The sequence below is a fragment of the uncultured Aquimarina sp. genome (assembly GCF_947500065.1).
In the GTDB taxonomy this organism is placed as follows: domain Bacteria; phylum Bacteroidota; class Bacteroidia; order Flavobacteriales; family Flavobacteriaceae; genus Aquimarina.
Genome location: NZ_CANMQT010000003.1, coordinates 105280 through 126442 on the forward strand (window position 1 = coordinate 105280; position 21163 = coordinate 126442).

Genomic DNA, 21163 nt, shown 5'->3' on the forward strand with positions numbered 1-21163 from the left:
GTTTTATTGCATTATTTATAGAATATTGTTCCATGAAGAAATTTAGAAAAGAAGTATCACAGAAACTTCGAATAGATTCGGATTTTAGATAAAGATTATTTCATTTTTTTTAACTTTATTTTAAACCTTTTAAGATGAAGCGTGTCCTAAAGATGTAACATTAAAGCAACGGAATTATGAGAATAAGTAAAATTTTAGCAATAGTATTTGTTTTTGGAATTACAGTAGTAGGTTATACTCAAGAGAAAACTGTAAAGTATGGCAAGAATAAAGATGGAGAAAAAGTAAAAGTGGTAAAATCTAAGGATGCTGAAGGTAATAAAAAGGTTAAGATCGCTAAAAAAGATGCTGATGGAAATGTAAAAAAAGCGGTAGGTGTAAATCAAGCCGATGGAGATACATATAGAGGAGTTGGCATTAATAAGGCAGATGGAACTAAAAAAAGAGCAGCAGGAGTAAACAAGGCTGATGGTACTAAGAAACGTAGAGTAGGAGTTAATCAGGCTGATGGAGATACATATAGAGCTGGTGGCGTAAATAAACCTAATGGTACCAAAAAGAGGTCCGTTGGTGTGAAAAAAGTAGATGGAACCGTGAAAAGAGCATCTGCGGTTAAGAAAGCAAATGGTAACAAGAAAAGTAAAATTAAAAATGGAAATGCCACGCAAGCAAAAAAAGCTGGAAGAAAAGTTTCTAAAAATAAAAAGAAAATAAAAGACAGATATTAGTAATATAGTAGAAAGAGTGAAAGGGATGTCTAATAGCTAGACATCCCTTTATTCATATAAATAACCGTTATTTATTTATACAAATGATGTTATTGTTTATCGATATACATATCCTATAACACCCTCATAGGCGTATCCTGCGCTTACACCTTCATTGTAATTTGTAGTATATAAATGATCTGTGTTGGAAGATCCATAAAACCTGTAGAGCTTTACTCTTCCGCTACCTCCACTGTTATGAATGTAAGCAGCTTTTTGAATATTTCCATATAGAGTTCTAACGCTATAATCTCTCCATCCTCTTCTCAAGAGATTGAATTTTTCTGCACCACTAGTGGTCATTACAAAATCTCTGTTCCCCGGACTAAGTAAAAGAAATAACTGTTTGGTTCCTGAAGGAGCTGCTTGATTAAAATCATAAGTTCCCAACTTAAAAGGCCTACCTTCATAAGTCCCGATTCCAATCCCAAGATTTAACACTCTATAAGTGTGTACTGTATTTGATCCACCAGAATAATAACGGCTTACAGCAGATATAGCGCTTGCTTTGCCTAGAATGTCTGAAGAAGTGTCAAGATCTTCGGATACTGTGTTTTCCGCTTGAATTTCATCTTTTTCGCAAGATGTAAAGGTCATTGCAGCAAATATTGCTGTACATACGATTGATAACTTTAATGTAGTTTTCATAATTTAAAATGATTTATGTTTAGATACATCAAATATGTGTCTTATAACATCTTTTTAAATTATTCTGTGGAATTTTTAGGGGAAATTGTGGACTAATGTTGTTGTTTGAGTGACGTTTGTTTTATATTGATTTTTTTAGCACCAAATTCAATAAAGTATTGCCGTAGTTGGGTTACTGTAATACTGTTTGCAGTTCTTTTACCTCTCCGGATTGCATGTTTTTTAGTTGAATATCCCCAACTCTTACCCTTACTAATCGCAATGTTGGGAAGCCTACAGCGGAGGTCATTTTTCGTACTTGTCTAAATTTACCTTCTTTTAATGTAATAGACACCCAACTAGTTGGTCCGTGTCTTTCATCTCTTATTTTTCTTGATCTTTCTGGGAAAAGTGGAGCTTCATTTATTTTAAAGGCTTTACATGGATTCGTTATGTACTTAGTTCCTTCGAAACCGATTTCTACACCATTTGATAAGATGGCAATGGCCTCATTGGTTATATTCCCATCTACTTGAGCATAATATTCTTTCTCTACATTACCACTACATATATAATTACTTGTTTTTCCATCTGTGGTAAGTAACAATAAGCCTTCTGATTTTTCATCTAACCTACCAATAGCCATAGTTCCATCAGGAAAATCAAAAAGTTCACCGAGTAATCTTTTAGAATTTTTCTTTTGTCCATTGTTCACAAACTGACTTAAGTATCCATAAGGCTTATATATCATAAAATGTTTATGATCTTCCTTTTTGTCTTGTAACATTACTGAATATAATTATTAAATGCATTCAAATGTAATGATTGTATAATAGCTCAGGAAAACTTTTTTGGTTCTTTAGGTTAACCTTTGTATTAAAAGAGTAACTAATTAATAATCAGTTTTACTTATCTTTTTAATAATTAACTAAACAATTACCATTATGTCAATTCATTTGATTGGTCAGCCATATAGTCAAGATATTATTATAGGAGGATATGGTTCAGGAAGAAGTAGAAACAGAGCGCCTAATTATTTTGCTCCTAATCTTTTAGATTCGTGGGAACATGATCGAGTAAGAGGTTTCTATCAAATGGTAGAGGATGAAGATTTAGTAGATATATGTTATATGTCTCAAAATAATGTTTCTATTAATATATACCGGGTTATACGATCAGAAGTATTATTTGTGGAAAGAACATTGGATTTAATACCTTCTGGACATTTAAGATGGTTAAAAGAGCGTAAACCAGCAGGTATAATTTTCGCTAATTCTGCAGGAAGAGGAAGTTCAGAGAGGTATACAGGAGGTTTAAATCCTGGTTATGATGATAGAAGCACTTCTTTTTTTGATGAAAGAGAAGGTATTTTGATAACCTATGGTGCGTTATGGAGATATCAAAATCTAGGAATTTCTCCAACATTACTTCACGAAATAGGGCATGTAATGACTCATGCTGGTAAAATCAGTTATCGATATTTTTCTGAAACCGCTAGAGAAACCTTGTCTAATACTAGAGTTTCTAGAAATCCGGGAACTTTAGAGGCATTGTGCAATGCATATATGTATTTTATCTGCTACAGTAGTTCAGTTCCATCGATACGACTGTTTGGTAGGAGACCACAAATATTGGAAAGAAGTTCTGAGACTCGTGCAGCGTTAAGGAGATGTCCTGCTTTTTCTTCACGAATGTTATCTCCTTCAGAAATAATGAATTTTAGAGAAAGATAATCACTAAATATTTCTTAATTATCGATGATTTCTATCCTGATATAGATTAAATTACTTATAACATTGCCTAAATTAAAATGTATAATCTATCTTTGTAGCAAATAAGTACATGATATCTTATGTACATAGTCGTTGTAACAACTGGGGTAATTATTAGGTAAATCATTCTTTTAGAATTGTCTTTTTCCAATCATTCGTTTAGTATTTCGATGACAATTAATGTTTAACAAATAAATTACAAGTAGACCGAATGGCAAAATCGCAACAGACATTTAGCAAGATTGAAAAGGAAAAAAAGAAAATAAAGAAACGCGAGGAAAAGCAGAAAAAGAAAGAGGAACGTAGAGCGAATTCTAAAAAAGGAAGTGGTTTCGATAATATGATTGCTTATGTTGATGAAAATGGCCACCTTACTGATACTCCACCAGATCCATCAAAAAAGAAAAAAGTAAAAGCTGAGAATATAGAAATTGGTATTCCTAAAAGAGAACATGTAGAAGAGGATCCGATCAAAAAAGGTAAGATTGCCTTTTTTAATGATTCTAAAGGATATGGTTTCATTACTGAACAGGAATCTCAAGAAAAATATTTTGTACACGTTAATGGTTTAATGCAGGAAGTAAGAGAAGGAGATAAAGTGGAGTTTGAACTAGAGATGGGGATGAAAGGATTAAACGCCGTAAGAGTAAAAAAGATTTAATTTTGTTCCTATAGAATAAAACTATTTTCATAAAACTATAAAAGCATTTACAGATTAGAATCTGTAAATGCTTTTATTTTTGACATTATTTTCGATTAGGGTACCAATCTAATTGTATAACCTCTATGGTTTCATTACCATTATTTACGATTTCTTTAAATTTAGCAATATCACTTAGTCCTTGAGTACCTCTGTAGTGATAAGGATAAATTTGTTTTGGTTTAAATTCTAAAACTGCATTCGCAGCACTTTCTACAGTCATTGTATAAGGTAAATTCATGCAAACAAAAGCTTTATCGATATTTTTAAGAGCTCTCATTTCTGGAATATCTTCTGTGTCTCCAGAAAAATACAAACGTTCATCTCCTAAGGTAATTACATATCCATTACCACGTCCTTTATTGTGAAACTTTAATGCTTCTTCTCTTAAATTATACATGGGTATGGCTTCGATTGATATTCCGTTGACATCTTTTATTTCTCCATTATTAATAATAACCAATTTCTTAGTGTAATTTGCAGGAAGTTTTTCGGCAACAGCTTGAGGGACAACTAATTTTGATTTAGAGAGATTAAGACTGTCCAAGGTTTCTATATTCATATGATCTCCATGAATGTCGGTTATAAGAACGATATCCGGAAGTTTTTGATTTTCAAAAGCTTTGGTTCCACCAGTGGGATCTATATAGATGGTTTTTCCTTTGTATTCTAATACGGTTGTAGCGTGTTGGATAGGAATAATTTTCAGATCAGAAACCGATTTTTTTGCTGACTCATTATCAGTTACAACCGTTTCTTCTATAGTTGTGTTCGCTGTTATTTCTTCTTTCTTAGTTTCCTTGCAACTAACTATGAGTAGACTAAAGATACATAAGAATAGGGTATATGATTTCATTACATTTGGTTTTAGTTATCTTAACAAGGTATAAAATGACCATAAAACCGGAAACATTTTAATGTAAGATTAACTATCTATCCATAACTTAATAGCCATGGCGATAACCATAATCACCAAAAAGACCTTAACGATTCCATCTCCTTTTTTTACAGACCATCTACTGGCAATCCAACCGCCAGAAGCATTTCCAAATGCAAGGACAAATCCGTATAGATAATTTATTTGATTGTCAAAAGCAAAAATGGCTAATGCTCCGATCGTATAGATAAAAACTACCACAGCTTTTACAGCATTTGATTTCACTAGATTCATTCTATTGATAGAAGTGAGTGCTAAAAGAATAAAAATGCCTACACCTGCTTGTATAAAGCCTCCATAAATCCCAATAATAAAAAAAGCAAGAATGGATGCTATTCGATATTTACCTTGAATTCGTTCTACAAAGTCTTCGAGATTTACTTTGGGTTTAAAAACCATAAATAATACAACTATCAACATTACAATGGCTAATATTCTATTAAAGGTTTCACCTTTTATATCAATTGCTATTCTTGCACCAATTAAAGATCCAACAAGTGCTGATAAACCTAGATAAATACTAAAGAAAGTAGGTTGTATTCCTTTGCTTTTAAAACCTGCTACAGAGGTAATAGTCTGGATAAAAATCCCAATTCTATTGGTTCCATTAGCAACAGATGGTGGTAACCCCATAAAAATTAACATTGGTAGTGTCAACAAAGATCCACCTCCTGCAATAGTATTAATGACTCCGGCAATGAAACCAACTATGGCTAGAAGAATAAGAAGTAATGATTCGTTCATTAGGTTATGTTACCGTTCAAAAATAAGTAAATCTAAAAAATACTGATGCTTTTTGTAATTCATTTAGTATAAATTCTTAAACTGTCGTAGATTTACCATACCAATTAAAAATTAGAGAACAGTCAAAGCGATACACAAAATACTTCCAATTTTAGAGTCTTTTAAAGGCTATAATAAAGCTACTTTTGGTTCTGATGCTATAGCAGGTATAACGGTTGGAGTTGTTCTTATTCCTCAAGCTATTGCGTATGCATTGTTAATGGGGACACCACCGATATATGGGTTGTATGCTTGTCTAATTCCATTAATTCTGTATGCATTTTTCGGAACATCGAGACAGTTAAGTATTGGACCAGTGGCGGTTACCGCTATTTTAGTGATGAGTGGGGTTAGTCAGATTGCTACACCTTTTACAGAGGAGTTTACTAATTTGGTTATTTTTTCTGGGTTGCTGATCGGGTTGTTGCAAATAGGATTGAGCTTATTAAGGATGGGGTTTTTAGTGAACCTTATTTCTCAACCTGTAATTTCAGGTTTTATCTCTGCAGCGGCAATTATTATTATTATTTCTCAGCTTGGCGAATCACTCGGGATAGAAGTTCCAAATTTTGAGTACACTCATGAATCATTGTGGTATGTTGTGCATAATCTCTCTTCAGTGCATTTTATTACGTTTGGTATGTGCTTGGGATCTATATTGGTGATGTATGTTCTTAAGAGATGGAAAAGGTCATTTCCAGGTGCACTTTTTGTATTGATTATAACTACTGTTATTACTATTATTTTTGATTTGAAAAGCTTAGGTCTTTCTGTGATAGAGGATGTGCCTAAAGGTCTTCCATCTTTCAGTATTCCCGAAATGAGCTATGATTCTATGGTTGCGTTAATACCTTCAGTACTTACAGTAACTTTTATTGGCTATGTAGGTAGTATTGGTATTGCTAAATCCTTAGAAATGAAGAATAGAGATCATATGGTTCGTCCTAACCAAGAGTTATTAGCGTTAGGGATTGCTAAGTTGGTTGGAGCATTTTTTCAGGCAATTCCTTCTTCCGGAAGTTATAGTAGATCAGCTATCAATGATGAAGCAGGAGGAAAGACTACTGTTTCTTCCATAATTACGGTGATTATGGTGGTTATTTCTTTATTGTTTTTAACTTCTTTCTTTTATTACATACCCAAAGCCGTATTAGCGGCTATCATATTAGTTTCTGTTTTTGGTTTGATTAATTATAGTGAGGCGAAACACCTTTTAAAATTAAGAAGAAGAGAGTTTATCGTAATGATTATTACGTTTGCCGGAACCTTGATTTTTGGGGTAGAGAAAGGAATTTTTATTGGTGTGATATTGTCGTATATTTTTTTACAATACTACAGCTCCAGGCCTCATGTAGCAGAATTAGTAAATATTCCAGGGACTAATTATTATCGTAATATTAATAGATTTCCAGAAGCAACACGATCTTCTAAGTATTTGATCATTCGATTTGATGATCAATTGTATTTTGCAAACACTAGTTATTTCAAGGATGCAATCTTAAGTTATATCCAAAAGCGTGAAGCATTGCCTGAGTTTTTAATTTTAGATAGTACTAATATTCATGATATCGATAGTACAGGTTTACATATTTTAGAGGATGTACATCAATACTTAGAGGAATTAGGTGTTCAGCTATTAATCTCCGGAACCATTGGACCTGTACGAGATTTTCTCAAAAGATCAGGGTTTACAGATAATTTAGGAGGAGAACATAATTTCCTTACGATTGAAGATGCTGTAAATTATACAGAAAATAAAAAGATACAGAGAAACTCTTTAGAAGTTGCTGTTCAATATAATAAGAATCGATCTTTTCTGGATTAGTTTTAGTTATAGGTGTTCTATAATACTAAAGAGCTAAAGTTCGTTTTTAAGATTTGGAAACTTCAGGTTTCTCATTAATTTTTTCTGTAGAAATGATTTTCGCACTGCTATAACCTCCAAAAACTAAGCGTTTAATTTGAAAATCAAACGTAATGGTATAGTTGTTTTCTATCATTTTTATTGGACTTTCTGGATGTAATTTCTTGAAATCTTTTAGATTTACATAGATCCAGTCATTGTTTCTTATTGCAGTTTTTAGGAATACTCTTCTTCTTTTTAGAATTAAAGATTCAAAAGAATATCTAAAAAAATCATTATGTCCTATATCGATTAATTTATACTTTATTGTCGAAGTTCCTTTAATGATTTCTGGATGAGTAATTTGGTATCTCAATAAAATGAGAACAAAGCATGATGCTAATGCTATTATAATAAATAGTAAAATTTTCATTTATAATTATTAGCAATACTATTTCTCATACACATGCATTTTCATTCCAATACCGTAATTCATAAAGCTCTTTTGTATTAATGTATTGTTTTCACTGTACTTTTTATCAAAACGCTGCCAGGTTCTATTTCTAAAGAATATTCTTCTGGTAAAGGTAATATTGTCTTCTATTTTATTGGTGAAAGGTAGTAGTGGTCTAAATGTAGTTGAAACTTTTACAATTCCTTTTCTAGTCTCTACCTCGTGATATTTTTTAGTATGCTGAAGTTTTCCTTCTTTATCTGTATATCCCAGTACTTGGACAGAAACGAAAAGACCGTTTTTAGGGATAAATACTTTGTATTCTGAGATATCAAGTTCGAAATTAGTCTTATCCTTATTAGTTATCCTAAAAATAATATCATCACCTGATAACCTTTTACCTGGAAAACCATTATGATTTTCATAAAACTGCATTTTAAATAGTGTAGAAAAAGATTGCCTTCTTCCAGAGGAAGATCCATTAGAGGATTCCATCATTACAGGTAGATACACTGATGCGATTTTAGTAGATTTTAGAGGGTCTCTTGGGAAAAATACTGCTATTTCGGATTCTACTGTAGGTAACCAACATCTAAAGTAGTCATCGTGTATTTTAGAGCTTTTTTTCTTTGTTTTGTATTTTCCTAGGTTTTCAGCTTTTACCACTACTTCTTGAAGTTCAGCTATATCCGGAACCATTAAAATGGTTTTAGGTAAATTATTTGTGCTTAAAGCTATTTCTTTATGTCCAAGTGCTGAAATGTATAAAGAATCGATGTCCTGATACCGTTTTTTAGAGAATTTAAAAACTCCATCCTCATCTGCAAACAATCCATTACCATTACCAAACGAAATAGTTGCATAGGATATGGGGAATTTTTGTATTGAATCCTGAATTGTATATACTTGGCAAAAAATGCTGTTAGATATTAGTAATACAAGTATTGGGAATACTTTTTTCATAGTAGGTTAGGGGCATTAAATATTGCGTTAAATTAATAAAAATAATTTAAAAACTGTCTTTGATTTAATTAGTCTCATAACGCTCAATCATTTTTATCATTAGATTTCTTAATTTTTTATAATCAAAAAGGAAGCCAAAAAAAAGAAAATCCTCATTATGAGGTATCTATTTTTAAGAATAACGTATTCAATGTTTAGCAAATAATATAATAGCAAGTTCTATCTTTGATTTATATTATATATGTATTCTATAAGCTTAAAAATTACGCATATTTGAAAAAAGCTATTTATTTTATGATTCTAAGCACCATATCCTTTACGGTTATGAATCTGCTTGTTAAATATTTAGTTGGGTTTAGTGCGTATCAACTTGTTTTCTTTAGATCTATAGGTACATTATTCTTTACGATGCCTTTTCTGTTCTACCATAAAATTTCAATACTAGGAAATCAAAAGAAACTATTAATTTTTCGTGGTTTAGCAGGAGTAACTTCAATGGGATTGTTTTTTATGTCTGTCGAGTATCTAAAAATTGGTTCTGCAGTGTCGTTACGATATCTTTCTCCAATTTTCGCAACAATATTAGCGGTTATTTTTCTTAGAGAGAAAGTAAAAAACATACAATGGTTATTTTTCTTACTTGCCTTTGCGGGTGTTTTAGTAATCAAAGGTTTTGATACGGAGATCAATTCTTTTGGATTATTATTGATTGTTTTATCCGCTTTGTTTAGTGGTGTAGTATATGTGCTAATTAATAAAATAGGAGTAAGAGATCATCCAGTAGTTATTGTAAACTATTTTATGTGGATTGCAACAGTTTTAGGAGGAATTCTTTCTGTTTTTAATTGGAATAAAACCCCAGAAGGGATGGAATGGGGTTTATTGCTAAGCTTGGGTGTCTTTGGTTATTTTGGACAATTGTTTATGACAAAAGCTTTTCAATCACAGGTTACCAATAAAGTGGTTTCACTAAAATATATGGAAGTGATTTTCACTATGATTGCTGGGATTTTCTTGTTCGGAGACAAGTATCCTTTACTAAGTATCTTAGGTACTGCTATGGTAATTACAGGCTTAGTTCTAAATATGTTTTATAGATCTAAATAAAACATAAAGTACTGTTTTTAAAGTAATTATACATCTTTGTTTAAACTATCACTCCAGGTTTTTTATTCAGTCCACATTGTTCTACAAACTTGTTGGTAAATACTTCTCTTGCATCCTCATCCAATAATTCATTACGAGAATCTATCCAGTGTTGTACAGTAGCACTACCATACATTTTTTGTATTCTATTGAAATTAAGATTAAAATTTATTTTACCCCAATGTAACGTATAAGGTATGTTTTTAGTTTCAAGTCTGTTCCATATTTTTTCATAAAAGTTCCGGGTTACCTTAGAATCAACTCCATCTAATTCCAATACACAAGATTTTGGAAATTTTGTAAACCCTAATAATGCCTTTGTTCCTTTTACGTATCGTAAGGAGATTCCGCCAGGAAAAGGATTGCCGTCATCAATGATGTCTAGTATCTCTTGTACAACTTTCACACTGTCTTTAATATCTATGCCTAGTGCAGCACTGGCTACTTTTCCTCTGAACTTAGTGTTGTTGTATGTTTCGCCTATAGTGCCTTCTAGTGCGGCTGTTTCTTTGTATGCAAGAGGAAACAATAAATTTACCAGACTTGGCACTAATTTTACAGACAATGCTCCTAGACTGTCCATCATGGTTTGTATTAGGCCTAATAAGTCATCACCATATGTTAGCCCATTACTATCTCTGGTTCTACGGGTATAATCATCACGATATTTTCTTTTATAGGCAACTTTTATAAATACGCCTTTATCTTTATTATTTGGCTTGAAGTCATATGGATTTACGAGTACTTCAAAATGATATAGTTCTCGGTCAGGAGAAAACTGTGGAAAAGGTAGCAGGTCTTGGATAGCTGAAAATTCCTGAGTTGTCATGGTATTTTTTAACGCATCATTATAAGCAATTTTATCAATCTTGTGCTCTTCTAATAAAAACTTAGGTTCTGTTTCTATCAATACTCCATGGATGAAACCAAAACTACCAAAACTTACAATAGCTGAATTAAACATAGTATCATCCTGAATTCGTTCTGCTCCTAGCCAATCTACAAATTTATCAGACATTACTGGATTAGAATGGCGCTCTAGCCAAATATGTCTATCCTTGCCAACAACTAAATGTAATCCTACTACAAAATCTTGTAGTGCTCCAACATTAAATGCAGCACCATGTGTTCCTGTTGATAAGGCTCCAGCAATGGTTTGTCCGTTACTAGCTCCAGAAGCTTTAATAGATCTACTAGGTCTTTTTTCTTTCTCAAGTTTTGAGTTTAATTGTAGTATTGACATTCCGCATTGGGTGAAGAATAGATTTTCGGGTATTCCACCTTTATCAAGATATGTGTCCTCAACGTATGATTTTGAAACAGAAAAAGAAAGGCGTAATGATTTCGTGTCGATAATTCCGCCTTCGGATACTGCTACTTTCGAAAAAGACCAGCCACTGCCCATAGCTCTTAGTCTGATTTTGTTTTTGATAGCATGTCCAATCAACCATTGAATGTTTTTGGTAGTTGCTTTATATTTTTCAGCACTTTTAGATAAAGAATGGTCGTTTCTGATTTTAAAAGATGCGTCCTTAGTTAGTTTTTGTGTAAAGTTCTTATGCCTGTTTTGCCAAGATGTGATCGGTAGTATTTCTATGCCTTTAGGTAACGCCATTTTAATAGTTTTTAATTTTTATACATTACAAATCCTCTATAGGTGTGTCTACAGGAGCACATTCCCATGTTACAGTCTGTGGTACTACGATGCCAATGGTTATGGCTGATATTAAGATATAGCCTAAATTGGTGGAGCTCGTAACTGAGTTCATTTTTTTTGATTCACAGTCGGGATCGATGTCTTTTGGTGTTACTAGTCCCCATGCATAACTCCAGGAAGTTTTAGTGTGTTTTGCTACTGAGTCACTGTCATACTCACTGACAACACGTGTGGACATACAGTTTTGGAAACACATCATAAGTATTAGTAATACACTAATACTTCGTAATCGAATATAATTTTGCATACCTCATAGTTTTTAGAGGCAATTTAGACGTGATTGGGAGTGAATACGTTAGGTGTTAAAATTAAACATATAAAAGATATTTAAAAAGGGGGTTTTAACTGTTTTTTTTGTCAGTATTTGATGATTTATAGCTAAAGATAAATGTGATATTAAAGTATAATTTTTTATACATTAAATTATTTTAAGCATTTCAAAGTATATTAGTATATACTTTAGTATATTTGTATTAGTAAATACTTATTAGGTATATTAATTTATACTTAAAGTAATTTATCAATTCATAATGTATATTTTTATATACTTAAAATTGAAAATATGGATTTAAATAGACTTTCTGATGATGATGTCTTATTAGAACTTACACAACGTGTAAAAAAAAGAAGGCTCAATCTCAATATAACACAAGAAGAGCTTTCTAAAAAGGCAGGAGTTCACGTGCAGACAATTAAGAATTTTGAATCAGGTAAGGCGACAACATTACTTACTTTTATCCAGATTTTAAGAGCATTTGGAGAACTTGATGCTTTGAGTTTGTTTTTGCCGGATCCAGGAATTAGTCCTGTAGAGTTACTAAAATTAAAAGGTAAAGAAAGAGAACGAGCTTCAGGAAGCTCTAAAGGAAAATCAAATAAATCATCATGGTAGATGTTATCAAAATAACACTTTGGGGTCAAGAACTAGGAGCTTTAAGTTGGGATACCGATAAAAAGTATGCTTCTTTTGAGTTTTTTTCTGATTTCCTGAAGAATAATTGGGATGTTTCGCCAATACATATGCCTATTCGTAATTCTGAGAAACGAATATATAGTTTTCCTCGTATTAATGAGGATACTTACAAAGGGTTGCCAGGAATGTTATCGGATGTATTGCCCGATGATTTTGGGAATCGCTTGATTGATCAGTGGTTATTGCTAAATAACATTCCTAAAGCTCAATTTACACCTTTGGATCGCTTATGCTATATTGGAACTCGTGGAATGGGAGCATTAGAATTTCAACCTGCAAGAAATATAGGTAAGAAAGTATCAAGTACCGTAGCAATAGATAAACTCGTAACGCTTGCTCAGAAAGTATTGAATTCACGTGAGAAGATAGAGCTAAACATTTCTGAAACTGAGCACCTAAATGAATTGATCAAAGTTGGTACTTCTGCTGGAGGGCAAAGAGCTAAAGCGATTATTGCGTTTAATCCCGAAACCAATGAAATCAGATCAGGGCAAACGGATGTTCCAGATGGGTTTGAACATTATCTCTTTAAGTTTGATGGAGTGGATGATGTGTCTCTAGGTGATCCACAAGGATATGGTAGGATCGAATATGCATATTATCTGATGGCTTTGGATTGTGGAATTGATATGGAACATTCTCAGCTGTTCGAAGAGCATGATCGAGCGCATTTTATGACTAAACGATTTGATCGATTACCAAATAACGAGAAATTGCATATGCAAACATTGTGTTCTTTAGCGCATTTCGATTATAAATCTCCAGGAACATATTCTTATGAAAACGCATTCGAAATCATGAGAGAACTTAGATTACCTCATCGGGATGCTATTCAATTGTATAAAAGGATGTTGCTAAATGTCATAGCTAGAAATCAAGATGATCATACTAAGAATATTTCATTTTTGATGAATAAACAAGGAGTTTGGAAACTAGCTCCAGCATATGATATTACTTATTCTTATAATCCTACAGGTATCTGGACAAGTATGCATCAGATGTCTATAAACGGAAAAAGAGATAGTTTTACTACAGAAGATTTACTTAATGTAGGGAGCAAAATAAGCTATAAGAATAGCAAAACTGAAATACAGCAAGTATTAGATGTAGTCAATAATTGGAATTATTATGCCGAAAAAGCAGGGATTCCTTCTAAACAGGCAGATACGTTGCAAAAAGCCTTTAGAACAAATTTATAAAGATGTACAGTTTTAAAAAAAAAATATGATACATGAGTTTTAAAAATAAATCCAAATTAAATTATATAACTACTAAAGGAATATTTTACATAACACTATTAGTTATCGCTATTACTATACTTTGTATCTGGCAATTTGGACTTGGAAAAGAAAGAACTATCATTGAAAATTCTATACTATCCACAACGATATTATCAGTTGTGTTTTTTCTTTTCATAACAATTGGTTTGTATAAGGGAGTAAAGCTAAAAGATAATTTAGGGAACATGACAGATCGTTTAAAGCTTGATAAGGACGATATACCTGATGTTTTCGATATAGAAATTGAGTTACCAGATATTGCAGATGGATTTGAAGAAATAGTATTGAGTATTCTACTTTGGATTTTAATTACTATAGTAATAGGATTATTATTATGGTTATTTGGAGGAGTCTTGTGGACTATGGTAATTGTATTTTTAGCAATGCTTTACTGGATTTTCTTTAGAGCATTGCGTTTAGTTTTTAAAAAATCTCCAATATGTAAGAGTAACCTAATGAAAAGTATAGGTTATGGATTTAGTTATACACTATTATATAATTTTTGGATTTATATAATTATTCTTATTGCAGAATTCCTAAAACAATAATAAATGAGCATACGAGTACCAAGGAATTTGGTGAATTATTTAGGGCAAATTATTCAAATTTGGTTACAATAAGTGGGGCAAAATGTTTTAATATAGAAAGTAAATTAAGAATCATGACACCCATACGCTCAAAAAAATCGTGAACTACTAATTAAAATCCTCTCTTAGATAGAACATTAGTTTAGCTTTGTCTGTAAAACTTTTTATAGTAATGATTTCACCATTTAGTTTGTTATAAATTACTTCTGCAAATAGAAAGTCTATATAAAAAACACTATAGTAAAAATCTCTGTTAGCGTCATTGATGGAAAATAGGTGAATTCCCTTATTCCAAATGTGATGATATTTTTCTGATAAGTCTTGCGAATTAAACCGCGTTTCAAGGGTAGTTTTTTGCATAAGCAGGGTTTTAAAAAATTTAAGGCAGCTCTAAACTACGGAAAAACCGTAAAAAAACAAAGACAAAAACAGAAAAAATCTAAAAATTCCCCATTTGTTACTAGTAAATTTATTAAAAGCTAACTAAAGAAGTCGAAATAATCAGTAGCGAGAATAGAATAATATCTTATTTTCGCATCCGAAAAATGTATAGTATTGGCTACTGTTTCTCAAAATATCTTTCTCACCAAAAAGGAAAAATTGCATTGCATTTCTTGTGGTAAAAAAATACCATTAGGAAAATCTTTTGTTGCAGAAAGTGAAAATCATAAAGGTACTTGTTTTAGTTGCTCACCTTTTCTAGGATATGTGCTATTACCTCCTGGTAATGCTGCAATGACCAGAAGATCAAAGAAGTACTCTACACTTTGTGGCGTAGTTTTGGCTTGGAATCAAAAGAGGAAACGATATGAACGTAGAGGACAATTAGTAGAGGAAAGTGCTATAGAAAAAGCACGTATATCGTGCGAGAAAGATCAAGCTTCTAGAGATCTTAAAAATAAAAAAGCGGCAATTGTAAGAGCGGAGAAGGATCGCGAATTTATATTTAATTTTGCATTGGCGATTAGAGCTCAATATCCTAATTGCCCAGAAAAGAGAGAGTTTGAAATAGCTTTACATGCCTGCGAAAAATATAGCGGAAGAGTAGGACGAACTGCTAATGCAAAAGAATTTGATCTTAAAATGATCGACTTGGCTGTAGAAGCAAATATAAGACACACCGAAACCAATTATGATGAGCAGTTTGGCAAAGGGAAGCGCAAAAAAGAGATTAGATCTGAAATCCGATCGGATATTAATGCTGTTTTGAAAAGATGGAAATAACCTGATTTTCAGGGTTATATTCTTTATTTTTAAAAATTAAACAATATAGTATCTAATAAATGGCTAAAAAAGGAAGAGAAAAAAATACTCAGAATAAAGCTAAACATACGAAGCTTATGAACCGTAAAAAGAATAAGCTCCGAAAAGAAAAAGAGCTCAGAGCAGAACGGTTAAAAGCAATTGTGAAAAAAGCGAATGCGAATGCGTCTAAGCAAAATGAATCCAATAATGAGTAAATGTTATTGTGGAAGACAGAAAGCATATGATCTCTGTTGTGGTAGTATCCATAAAGATAGTACGATAGCATTTACTGCAGAAGACCTAATGAGATCCCGCTATAGTGCATTTGTTTTGGCTAATGGTGATTATTTGATGAAAAGTCACCATAGTTCTACACGTCCTTTAAAAGAAAAGAAATCTATCGTAAAATGGGCTAAATCTGTAAAGTGGGTAAAGCTAGAAGTTTTACATACCACTAAAGGCTCTATATCTGATGAAGACGGTGCGGTGGAGTTTAAGGCTTTTTATTTCGAAAATGGTACATTAGAAGTAATCCATGAAAATTCTGCATTCGTTAAAGAGAATGGAAGTTGGGTCTATTTAGGAGAAGTTTAATAACTACTAATTAGGAATAAGTAATCAATGGAATTATACGACAAGATTATAAGGATCGTAGATGCAAATTTTATTTTTTGCCTATTTCCATTAATACTTACTCTAATTCTAATAGCGTTAGTCTTCAAAAATAGATTTAAAACAAAACAAGCTCTTAATTTGATACGATGGAGTATTGTTATCTATACCGCAGTATCAATTCTTCATTTTATAATCGGAATTACTTTGTTCCCAGACGAGTTTGCATTTATTAATAGGGCAACAGGACTATATTGGGTAATATATTGGTTGATGTTCTTTTCTTCCACGATGCTACCTTTTACATTATTGATTAGAAAATTAGCGACCAAACCTTGGTATATTTTGTTTATTGCCGTTTTCATGAAATTAGGAGTTTATTTTGAACGTTTTGTTATTATAGTAACAAGATTACACAGAGATTATCTTCCTGATAATTGGAATTTGGGTTTTTTAAGCTTTCCAATGTTTGCCTTTATAGTGATATCCTTACAAGGCTTTGTATTAGCCATTTTGTTATTACTCTTTTTTGAATTAAAGGAGCGAAAAAGGACTATTTAAAAAATAGTATAGCCTTTCTAAATCTTTATAAATTCTCTTTCTTCAATAGTATATATTCTATTTAGAATTTCCCTCACCTAAAACTTTCTTATCCTAAAAGGGTAACAAAATAATTCCTCTAGTATATAAAGGTGTAGTGTCAAAAAGCGCGCTTGATATATACATTACTTTTTGAGGTCGCCGAAAATCATCAAGAGTAGGCAAAATCTAAACATACAAATAATGAAAAAGGTATTCTTATTACCCAGAGGCTTAGAAAAATTTTCAGCACAGGAACTTAAAAACATGAAATACATTTTAGGTGGAGTTGAGAATGTGCCAGATGTTATATATTTCCCTACGAGTGGAGGTAGGCGATGTGCAGAAGGTCAGGTTTGGTCTGATACACTACAACGATGTGTTGTTGTAGCAGTAGGAGTTCCAGACGGACCTAGGTAAAATTAATTAATAAAAGGATTGTTTATAAAATCCTTATTAAACTAAGCGAAGCCAGAGAAACTTGTACAATTGTTTTAAATCTGAACTTCGCTTAGTACTATAAATAAACTACACTAATCTCATAAAAAAACACTCATGCAATTCGATGCTTTAATACTCAAAGTTGCCAGTAGATGCAACCTTAATTGTTCTTATTGTTTTATGTATAACCTAGGAGATACTACCTATAAAGGGCAACCTAAATTTATGTCCTATGATATGATTGATTCAATTCTGGAGAAGACAAAAAAATACGTTCTAAAGTATGATAAAAAAGAGTTTTCATTCATTTTTCATGGAGGAGAACCTTTATTAATAGAAAAAAAATTCTACAGAACTTTCGTTACCAAGGCTAATGCAATTCAGGAGCAATTGCCAAATGTTGTTTTTAAATATGATATACAGACAAACGGAGTATTGATAGATGAAGATTGGTGTGCATTATTTAGAGAATTGCATATATATCCAAGTACTAGTGTAGATGGAACTCGAAAAGCACATGATATGTTTAGAGTAGATCATAAGGGTAATGGAAGTTATGATGCTGTTTTTAATGCGGTAAAATTGCTTAAAAATCAGATTGGATACGCAGATACGGTCTGTGTAATTAATATCGAAGAAGAACCAAAGGCTATTTATGAAAGTTTTAAAAAGATGCAGGTAAATTCTGTGAATTTTCTTATTCCTGATTTCACACATAATAACTTTCCTTTTGATACAGAAAAAACTGAAATGGCAGATTGGTTGATTGCACTATTTAATATTTGGATAAAGGATCAGGATAGATATAAAATACCAATGTTTATTGGATTGATCAATAGGTTATTGGGGGTCACGGAGAATATTAATAATGAATCAGCAGTATTAGTCATTGAAACTAATGGCGAAATTGAGGCAATTGATTCGTTAAAAGCCTGTGGTCATGGATTTACCAAATCTGGAATGAATGTGTTATCCCATGATTTTTCTGATATTAAAAACTCACCATTAGGAAAATTATATTTTGAAGATAGTACGACTAAATTATGTGCTAAATGCCTTGATTGTCCGATTAAAGAAGTATGTCAAGGAGGAAGATTAGTACATCGATTTAAAAAAGAAAATGGTTTTAATAATCCATCTGTTTATTGTAAAGATCTTATAAAATTTATAGCTAATATCCAGAATACGCTGATCGATTTTTTCCCAGAACTTTATTCTAAAGAGAATATAGATAGCATGAAAACCGATGAAATAGTGAGATATGTTAACGATACGAATAAGAATACGCTTATAAACTCAACATATACGGAAGAGTTAGAGTATTTTGGCATAAAGTAATATAACAGTGTAAAAGCAAAGCATTTCATATTGATATACAAAATGCTCTGTTTTATACATTATGTTAAAATTCCTAAACTTTGCAGAAGGATACAAAATCTGTTATTGGATTTGGTTCTCCCTCACCATTAGTTAATGCAACCGTTGCCGAAAGTGATATTGTATATGCACAAGGCAACAGATCATTAACGGTTTGTCCTGCAGGAGTGAATACTAATTGAGAAGTACCAAATGTTTCTGGTGCGGCCATTAATGGTATAGCCGGAAAACTAAAGCTTTGTCCAGGTTTGTTTGGTCCAACAATGGATAATGACACGGCTTTCAGGTTTTCGTTTCTTGCACTATATTTCACGTTTAAATCAGTAGTTATTTTACTACAACCATCAGAATCGGCCGAAACGATCTCTTGTACGTCTACAGAGACAGCAGCGACTCTGTTATTTACAGTTTTCGGTGCCCAACTACCATGTCTATTTACATTGTCGTATTCTGCATTAAATATCGCAATAGGTTTAGATGTTCCAGCAATAACCTCTGTTGCAGCATTATTAATTTCACGTTGCTTCATTCTGATTGCAAAGTATCTATTCAATAAATGAGGTCTTGCAGGTGAAACAGTTGGAGCGCCAATGGCAGATGTTGGCGAACTCATGTCAATAGATGTTAATCCTGTTAATGCTACTGTATTTAGTTTTAAAATTTCCGCATCCTGATGAGGCTCAAAATTAGAATTCTGTGGAACGGGAATCCAATTGCCATTAAATGAAATTGATAATTCTGGAGCCAGTGCATTAATGTGGTAAGGCTCTTTATCCACTGGATTCATTGGATCACCTGTTAAGGTAAATAAATTACCAATTACCGTTTTCGGAATCATATTCGGTACTACTGCTTGCCAACCTCCAACCGTTGGAATATCAGTAGGTGCAGCCACTTCCTGATATTCGAACATATATTCCATAGGATTACCATTCAGTGTTTTACTAATAGTTCCTATTAAATTAATAGTTCTATAAAATGCATAATCGTTAAAACCTGGACGTAAGGTTTTACCATTGGCTGTGTTAATCTCAGACTGAATATGTATTTTTTTTAGTAACCCAAAGTTTGTAAAGGATGCTGGAATTGGATCTGGTATTATATCGAGGTCATCCACACATAATTCGACACAAAGGCAATGTCCTACATTATCTCTTTTATCGGCATCCGTCTCTATTGCTATTCTAGAATTACCTATTTCTAATTGAAAATATACATCTGGACCACTATTAAAAGGAGGAAAAGGTGTTTCTACATTGATAATGGGAGAAAGGAATGTTTGTTTAAAATCTATGCTGGTATAATCAATCCTAAAATATCCTGCACTATTGGTAATTCCGCTTCCTAATTCATCATCTGTAAACCAATCAGCATCTAGTGCAATAACCTTTACTCCAGGAATAGGTGTTTTCTCGTCTAGGCAAGAAAGTAAACGTCCGCAGATTACCCAAGCATCAAAAAGACCTCTAATGAAACACCAAAATCTGGAATTGATGCAATACTTCCAAGCGAATATCAAATCATTATCAACTTCTCTCCATTCTGGTTGTACTGTAGTAATTGTAAATTGTATAGGTTCTCTGTCTTCACTTTTTTGATTAGGAACTCTTTTGGTTAGAACATCAATTACCAAAGGACCACCATAATCCTGATAACTATCATCTAGCACAGTTTCATAATTGCCCTTTTCATCTATTTCGGCCTCTGCCAGTAATAATTTTGATTTAGCTTTTATAACTGTATCTCCTAATACTTCTAGTGTTTTTTTAGGGTTAGCCGCAACACCAACTACTCCAATTTCAAGGTTTTCTACCTGATAAAAACGTATAGTTGAACCAATTAATGGTTCTTTGCAATCTCTGCATATCCTAGCAGAAAGATTGCCTTTTAATATAAAACTCATAGTAATTTGTTTTAAGATTTGTATGAATATGTCAAATCTATCGTCTTATAACTGCTTTTAAAAGAGTTAAATAACTAATAGTCAGCAGTGTAAAAACCCTATTTTTGTAATATAATTACTTACATTAATGGTAAGTAATGCCAATTTTAAACTACTAGAATATTTAGTAAACTCTTTAATTTTGATATGAAAAAGCATATAGGTCAAAAAGATCATTCGATGGGTGAATTTGCTATTGTGGATCAATGTAGCTTAAGAGGGCACTTAAAATATGTGTATACTACTGGAAAAGAAGTATATCGTGATGGTCGTAAGACGATACATTGGTGGAGAATGCCTTATAGGAAGTGCATGTACCAGAAAATTGGGTAGAGGTGCAGGAGTTTTTATGAGGAATTGTTTGTAGTTCCTCATTACATAGGGATAGGTATTGGTAATCTAGTAGGGTATAGTATGT

25 protein-coding genes are annotated in these 21163 nt (G+C 32.4%); 15 read left to right on the forward strand and 10 right to left on the reverse strand.

Annotated elements, in window-relative coordinates; all coding sequences use genetic code 11:
* Positions 1-176 precede the first annotated feature (176 nt).
* Positions 177-728, forward strand: coding sequence for a hypothetical protein (locus Q0975_RS10550; protein WP_299436216.1), 552 nt, complete (start codon positions 177-179; stop codon positions 726-728).
* A gap of 96 nt (positions 729-824) precedes the next feature.
* Here Q0975_RS10550 and Q0975_RS10555 read toward each other — a convergent pair whose 3' ends face one another.
* Positions 825-1415, reverse strand: a complete 591-nt coding sequence (locus Q0975_RS10555; protein ID WP_299436219.1) for a hypothetical protein — start codon at positions 1413-1415, stop codon at positions 825-827.
* A 172-nt stretch (positions 1416-1587) separates the two neighbouring features.
* Positions 1588-2181 carry a pseudouridine synthase gene (locus tag Q0975_RS10560; RefSeq protein ID WP_299436220.1) on the reverse strand — a complete coding sequence of 198 codons (594 nt, stop codon included), beginning with the start codon at positions 2179-2181 and terminating at the stop codon, positions 1588-1590.
* Positions 2182-2338: 157 nt separating this feature from the next.
* Between Q0975_RS10560 and Q0975_RS10565 the strand changes: the two genes are divergently transcribed.
* A complete protein-coding gene (locus Q0975_RS10565; RefSeq protein ID WP_299436223.1) occupies positions 2339-3127 on the forward strand; it encodes a hypothetical protein in 789 nt (262 codons plus the stop codon).
* 250 nt (positions 3128-3377) lie between these two features.
* On the forward strand, positions 3378-3827 hold the full coding sequence (locus Q0975_RS10570) for a cold-shock protein (RefSeq protein ID WP_299436226.1): 450 nt from the start codon (positions 3378-3380) through the stop codon (positions 3825-3827).
* A gap of 85 nt (positions 3828-3912) precedes the next feature.
* Here the strand turns inward: Q0975_RS10570 and Q0975_RS10575 are convergent, their stop codons facing one another.
* Entirely contained in the window at positions 3913-4722 is an 810-nt protein-coding gene (locus Q0975_RS10575) for an MBL fold metallo-hydrolase (protein WP_299436229.1), read from the reverse strand.
* A gap of 69 nt (positions 4723-4791) precedes the next feature.
* Positions 4792-5547, reverse strand: a complete 756-nt coding sequence (locus Q0975_RS10580) for a sulfite exporter TauE/SafE family protein (protein ID WP_299436232.1) — start codon at positions 5545-5547, stop codon at positions 4792-4794.
* Between the two features lie 148 nt (positions 5548-5695).
* Between Q0975_RS10580 and sulP the strand changes: the two genes are divergently transcribed.
* Positions 5696-7411, forward strand: coding sequence for a SulP family inorganic anion transporter (gene sulP, locus Q0975_RS10585; protein WP_299437226.1), 1716 nt, complete (start codon positions 5696-5698; stop codon positions 7409-7411).
* A 46-nt stretch (positions 7412-7457) separates the two neighbouring features.
* On the opposite strand, the gene Q0975_RS10590 is transcribed toward sulP, so the two are convergent.
* Positions 7458-7862, reverse strand: a complete 405-nt coding sequence (locus tag Q0975_RS10590; protein ID WP_299436235.1) for a hypothetical protein — start codon at positions 7860-7862, stop codon at positions 7458-7460.
* A gap of 18 nt (positions 7863-7880) precedes the next feature.
* Entirely contained in the window at positions 7881-8846 is a 966-nt protein-coding gene (locus Q0975_RS10595) for a hypothetical protein (RefSeq protein WP_299436238.1), read from the reverse strand.
* A gap of 273 nt (positions 8847-9119) precedes the next feature.
* On the opposite strand from Q0975_RS10595, the gene Q0975_RS10600 reads away from it, so the two are divergent.
* Positions 9120-9953, forward strand: a complete 834-nt coding sequence (locus tag Q0975_RS10600; RefSeq protein WP_299436242.1) for a DMT family transporter — start codon at positions 9120-9122, stop codon at positions 9951-9953.
* A 40-nt stretch (positions 9954-9993) separates the two neighbouring features.
* On the opposite strand, the gene Q0975_RS10605 is transcribed toward Q0975_RS10600, so the two are convergent.
* A complete protein-coding gene (locus Q0975_RS10605; protein WP_299436245.1) occupies positions 9994-11607 on the reverse strand; it encodes a hypothetical protein in 1614 nt (537 codons plus the stop codon).
* Positions 11608-11632: 25 nt separating this feature from the next.
* Positions 11633-11956 (reverse strand): hypothetical protein, encoded by a 324-nt coding sequence (locus Q0975_RS10610; protein WP_299436248.1) that lies wholly within the window; start codon positions 11954-11956, stop codon positions 11633-11635.
* A 315-nt stretch (positions 11957-12271) separates the two neighbouring features.
* On the opposite strand from Q0975_RS10610, the gene Q0975_RS10615 reads away from it, so the two are divergent.
* Genes Q0975_RS10615 through Q0975_RS10625 form a run of 3 tightly spaced genes read left to right on the forward strand, consistent with a single transcriptional unit; the run spans position 12272 to position 14510 of the window.
* Complete coding sequence (locus tag Q0975_RS10615) at positions 12272-12601, forward strand: helix-turn-helix transcriptional regulator (RefSeq protein ID WP_299436251.1); 330 nt, start codon at positions 12272-12274, stop codon at positions 12599-12601.
* On the forward strand, positions 12595-13881 hold the full coding sequence (locus tag Q0975_RS10620) for a type II toxin-antitoxin system HipA family toxin (RefSeq protein WP_299436254.1): 1287 nt from the start codon (positions 12595-12597) through the stop codon (positions 13879-13881). Before Q0975_RS10615 ends, Q0975_RS10620 begins: the two co-directional genes overlap by 7 nt.
* A gap of 32 nt (positions 13882-13913) precedes the next feature.
* Positions 13914-14510, forward strand: a complete 597-nt coding sequence (locus tag Q0975_RS10625) for a hypothetical protein (protein WP_299436256.1) — start codon at positions 13914-13916, stop codon at positions 14508-14510.
* A gap of 147 nt (positions 14511-14657) precedes the next feature.
* Here the strand turns inward: Q0975_RS10625 and Q0975_RS10630 are convergent, their stop codons facing one another.
* Entirely contained in the window at positions 14658-14909 is a 252-nt protein-coding gene (locus tag Q0975_RS10630) for a hypothetical protein (RefSeq protein WP_299436259.1), read from the reverse strand.
* Between the two features lie 195 nt (positions 14910-15104).
* Here Q0975_RS10630 and Q0975_RS10635 point away from each other — a divergent pair, with 195 nt between their 5' ends.
* The 6 genes from Q0975_RS10635 (at position 15105) to Q0975_RS10660 (ending at position 18764) form a co-directional block, all read left to right on the forward strand.
* Positions 15105-15773: a DUF2293 domain-containing protein gene (locus Q0975_RS10635; RefSeq protein WP_299436262.1), complete on the forward strand. Its 669-nt coding sequence runs from the start codon at positions 15105-15107 to the stop codon at positions 15771-15773.
* Between the two features lie 59 nt (positions 15774-15832).
* Positions 15833-16009, forward strand: a complete 177-nt coding sequence (locus Q0975_RS10640; RefSeq protein WP_299436265.1) for a hypothetical protein — start codon at positions 15833-15835, stop codon at positions 16007-16009.
* Positions 16002-16388 carry a YchJ family metal-binding protein gene (locus tag Q0975_RS10645; protein ID WP_299436268.1) on the forward strand — a complete coding sequence of 129 codons (387 nt, stop codon included), beginning with the start codon at positions 16002-16004 and terminating at the stop codon, positions 16386-16388. Before Q0975_RS10640 ends, Q0975_RS10645 begins: the two co-directional genes overlap by 8 nt.
* Positions 16389-16415: 27 nt before the next feature.
* Positions 16416-16967, forward strand: a complete 552-nt coding sequence (locus Q0975_RS10650) for a hypothetical protein (protein ID WP_299436270.1) — start codon at positions 16416-16418, stop codon at positions 16965-16967.
* Between the two features lie 222 nt (positions 16968-17189).
* The gene (locus tag Q0975_RS10655; RefSeq protein WP_299436272.1) at positions 17190-17405 is read left to right on the forward strand and encodes a hypothetical protein; all 216 of its coding nucleotides are present in this window, start codon (positions 17190-17192) and stop codon (positions 17403-17405) included.
* 135 nt (positions 17406-17540) lie between these two features.
* The gene (locus tag Q0975_RS10660) at positions 17541-18764 is read left to right on the forward strand and encodes a radical SAM protein (protein WP_299436275.1); all 1224 of its coding nucleotides are present in this window, start codon (positions 17541-17543) and stop codon (positions 18762-18764) included.
* Between the two features lie 73 nt (positions 18765-18837).
* Here the strand turns inward: Q0975_RS10660 and Q0975_RS10665 are convergent, their stop codons facing one another.
* Positions 18838-20706 carry a hypothetical protein gene (locus tag Q0975_RS10665; RefSeq protein ID WP_299436278.1) on the reverse strand — a complete coding sequence of 623 codons (1869 nt, stop codon included), beginning with the start codon at positions 20704-20706 and terminating at the stop codon, positions 18838-18840.
* A gap of 186 nt (positions 20707-20892) precedes the next feature.
* Here Q0975_RS10665 and Q0975_RS10670 point away from each other — a divergent pair, with 186 nt between their 5' ends.
* Entirely contained in the window at positions 20893-21078 is a 186-nt protein-coding gene (locus Q0975_RS10670) for a hypothetical protein (protein WP_299436281.1), read from the forward strand.
* Positions 21079-21163 lie beyond the last annotated feature (85 nt).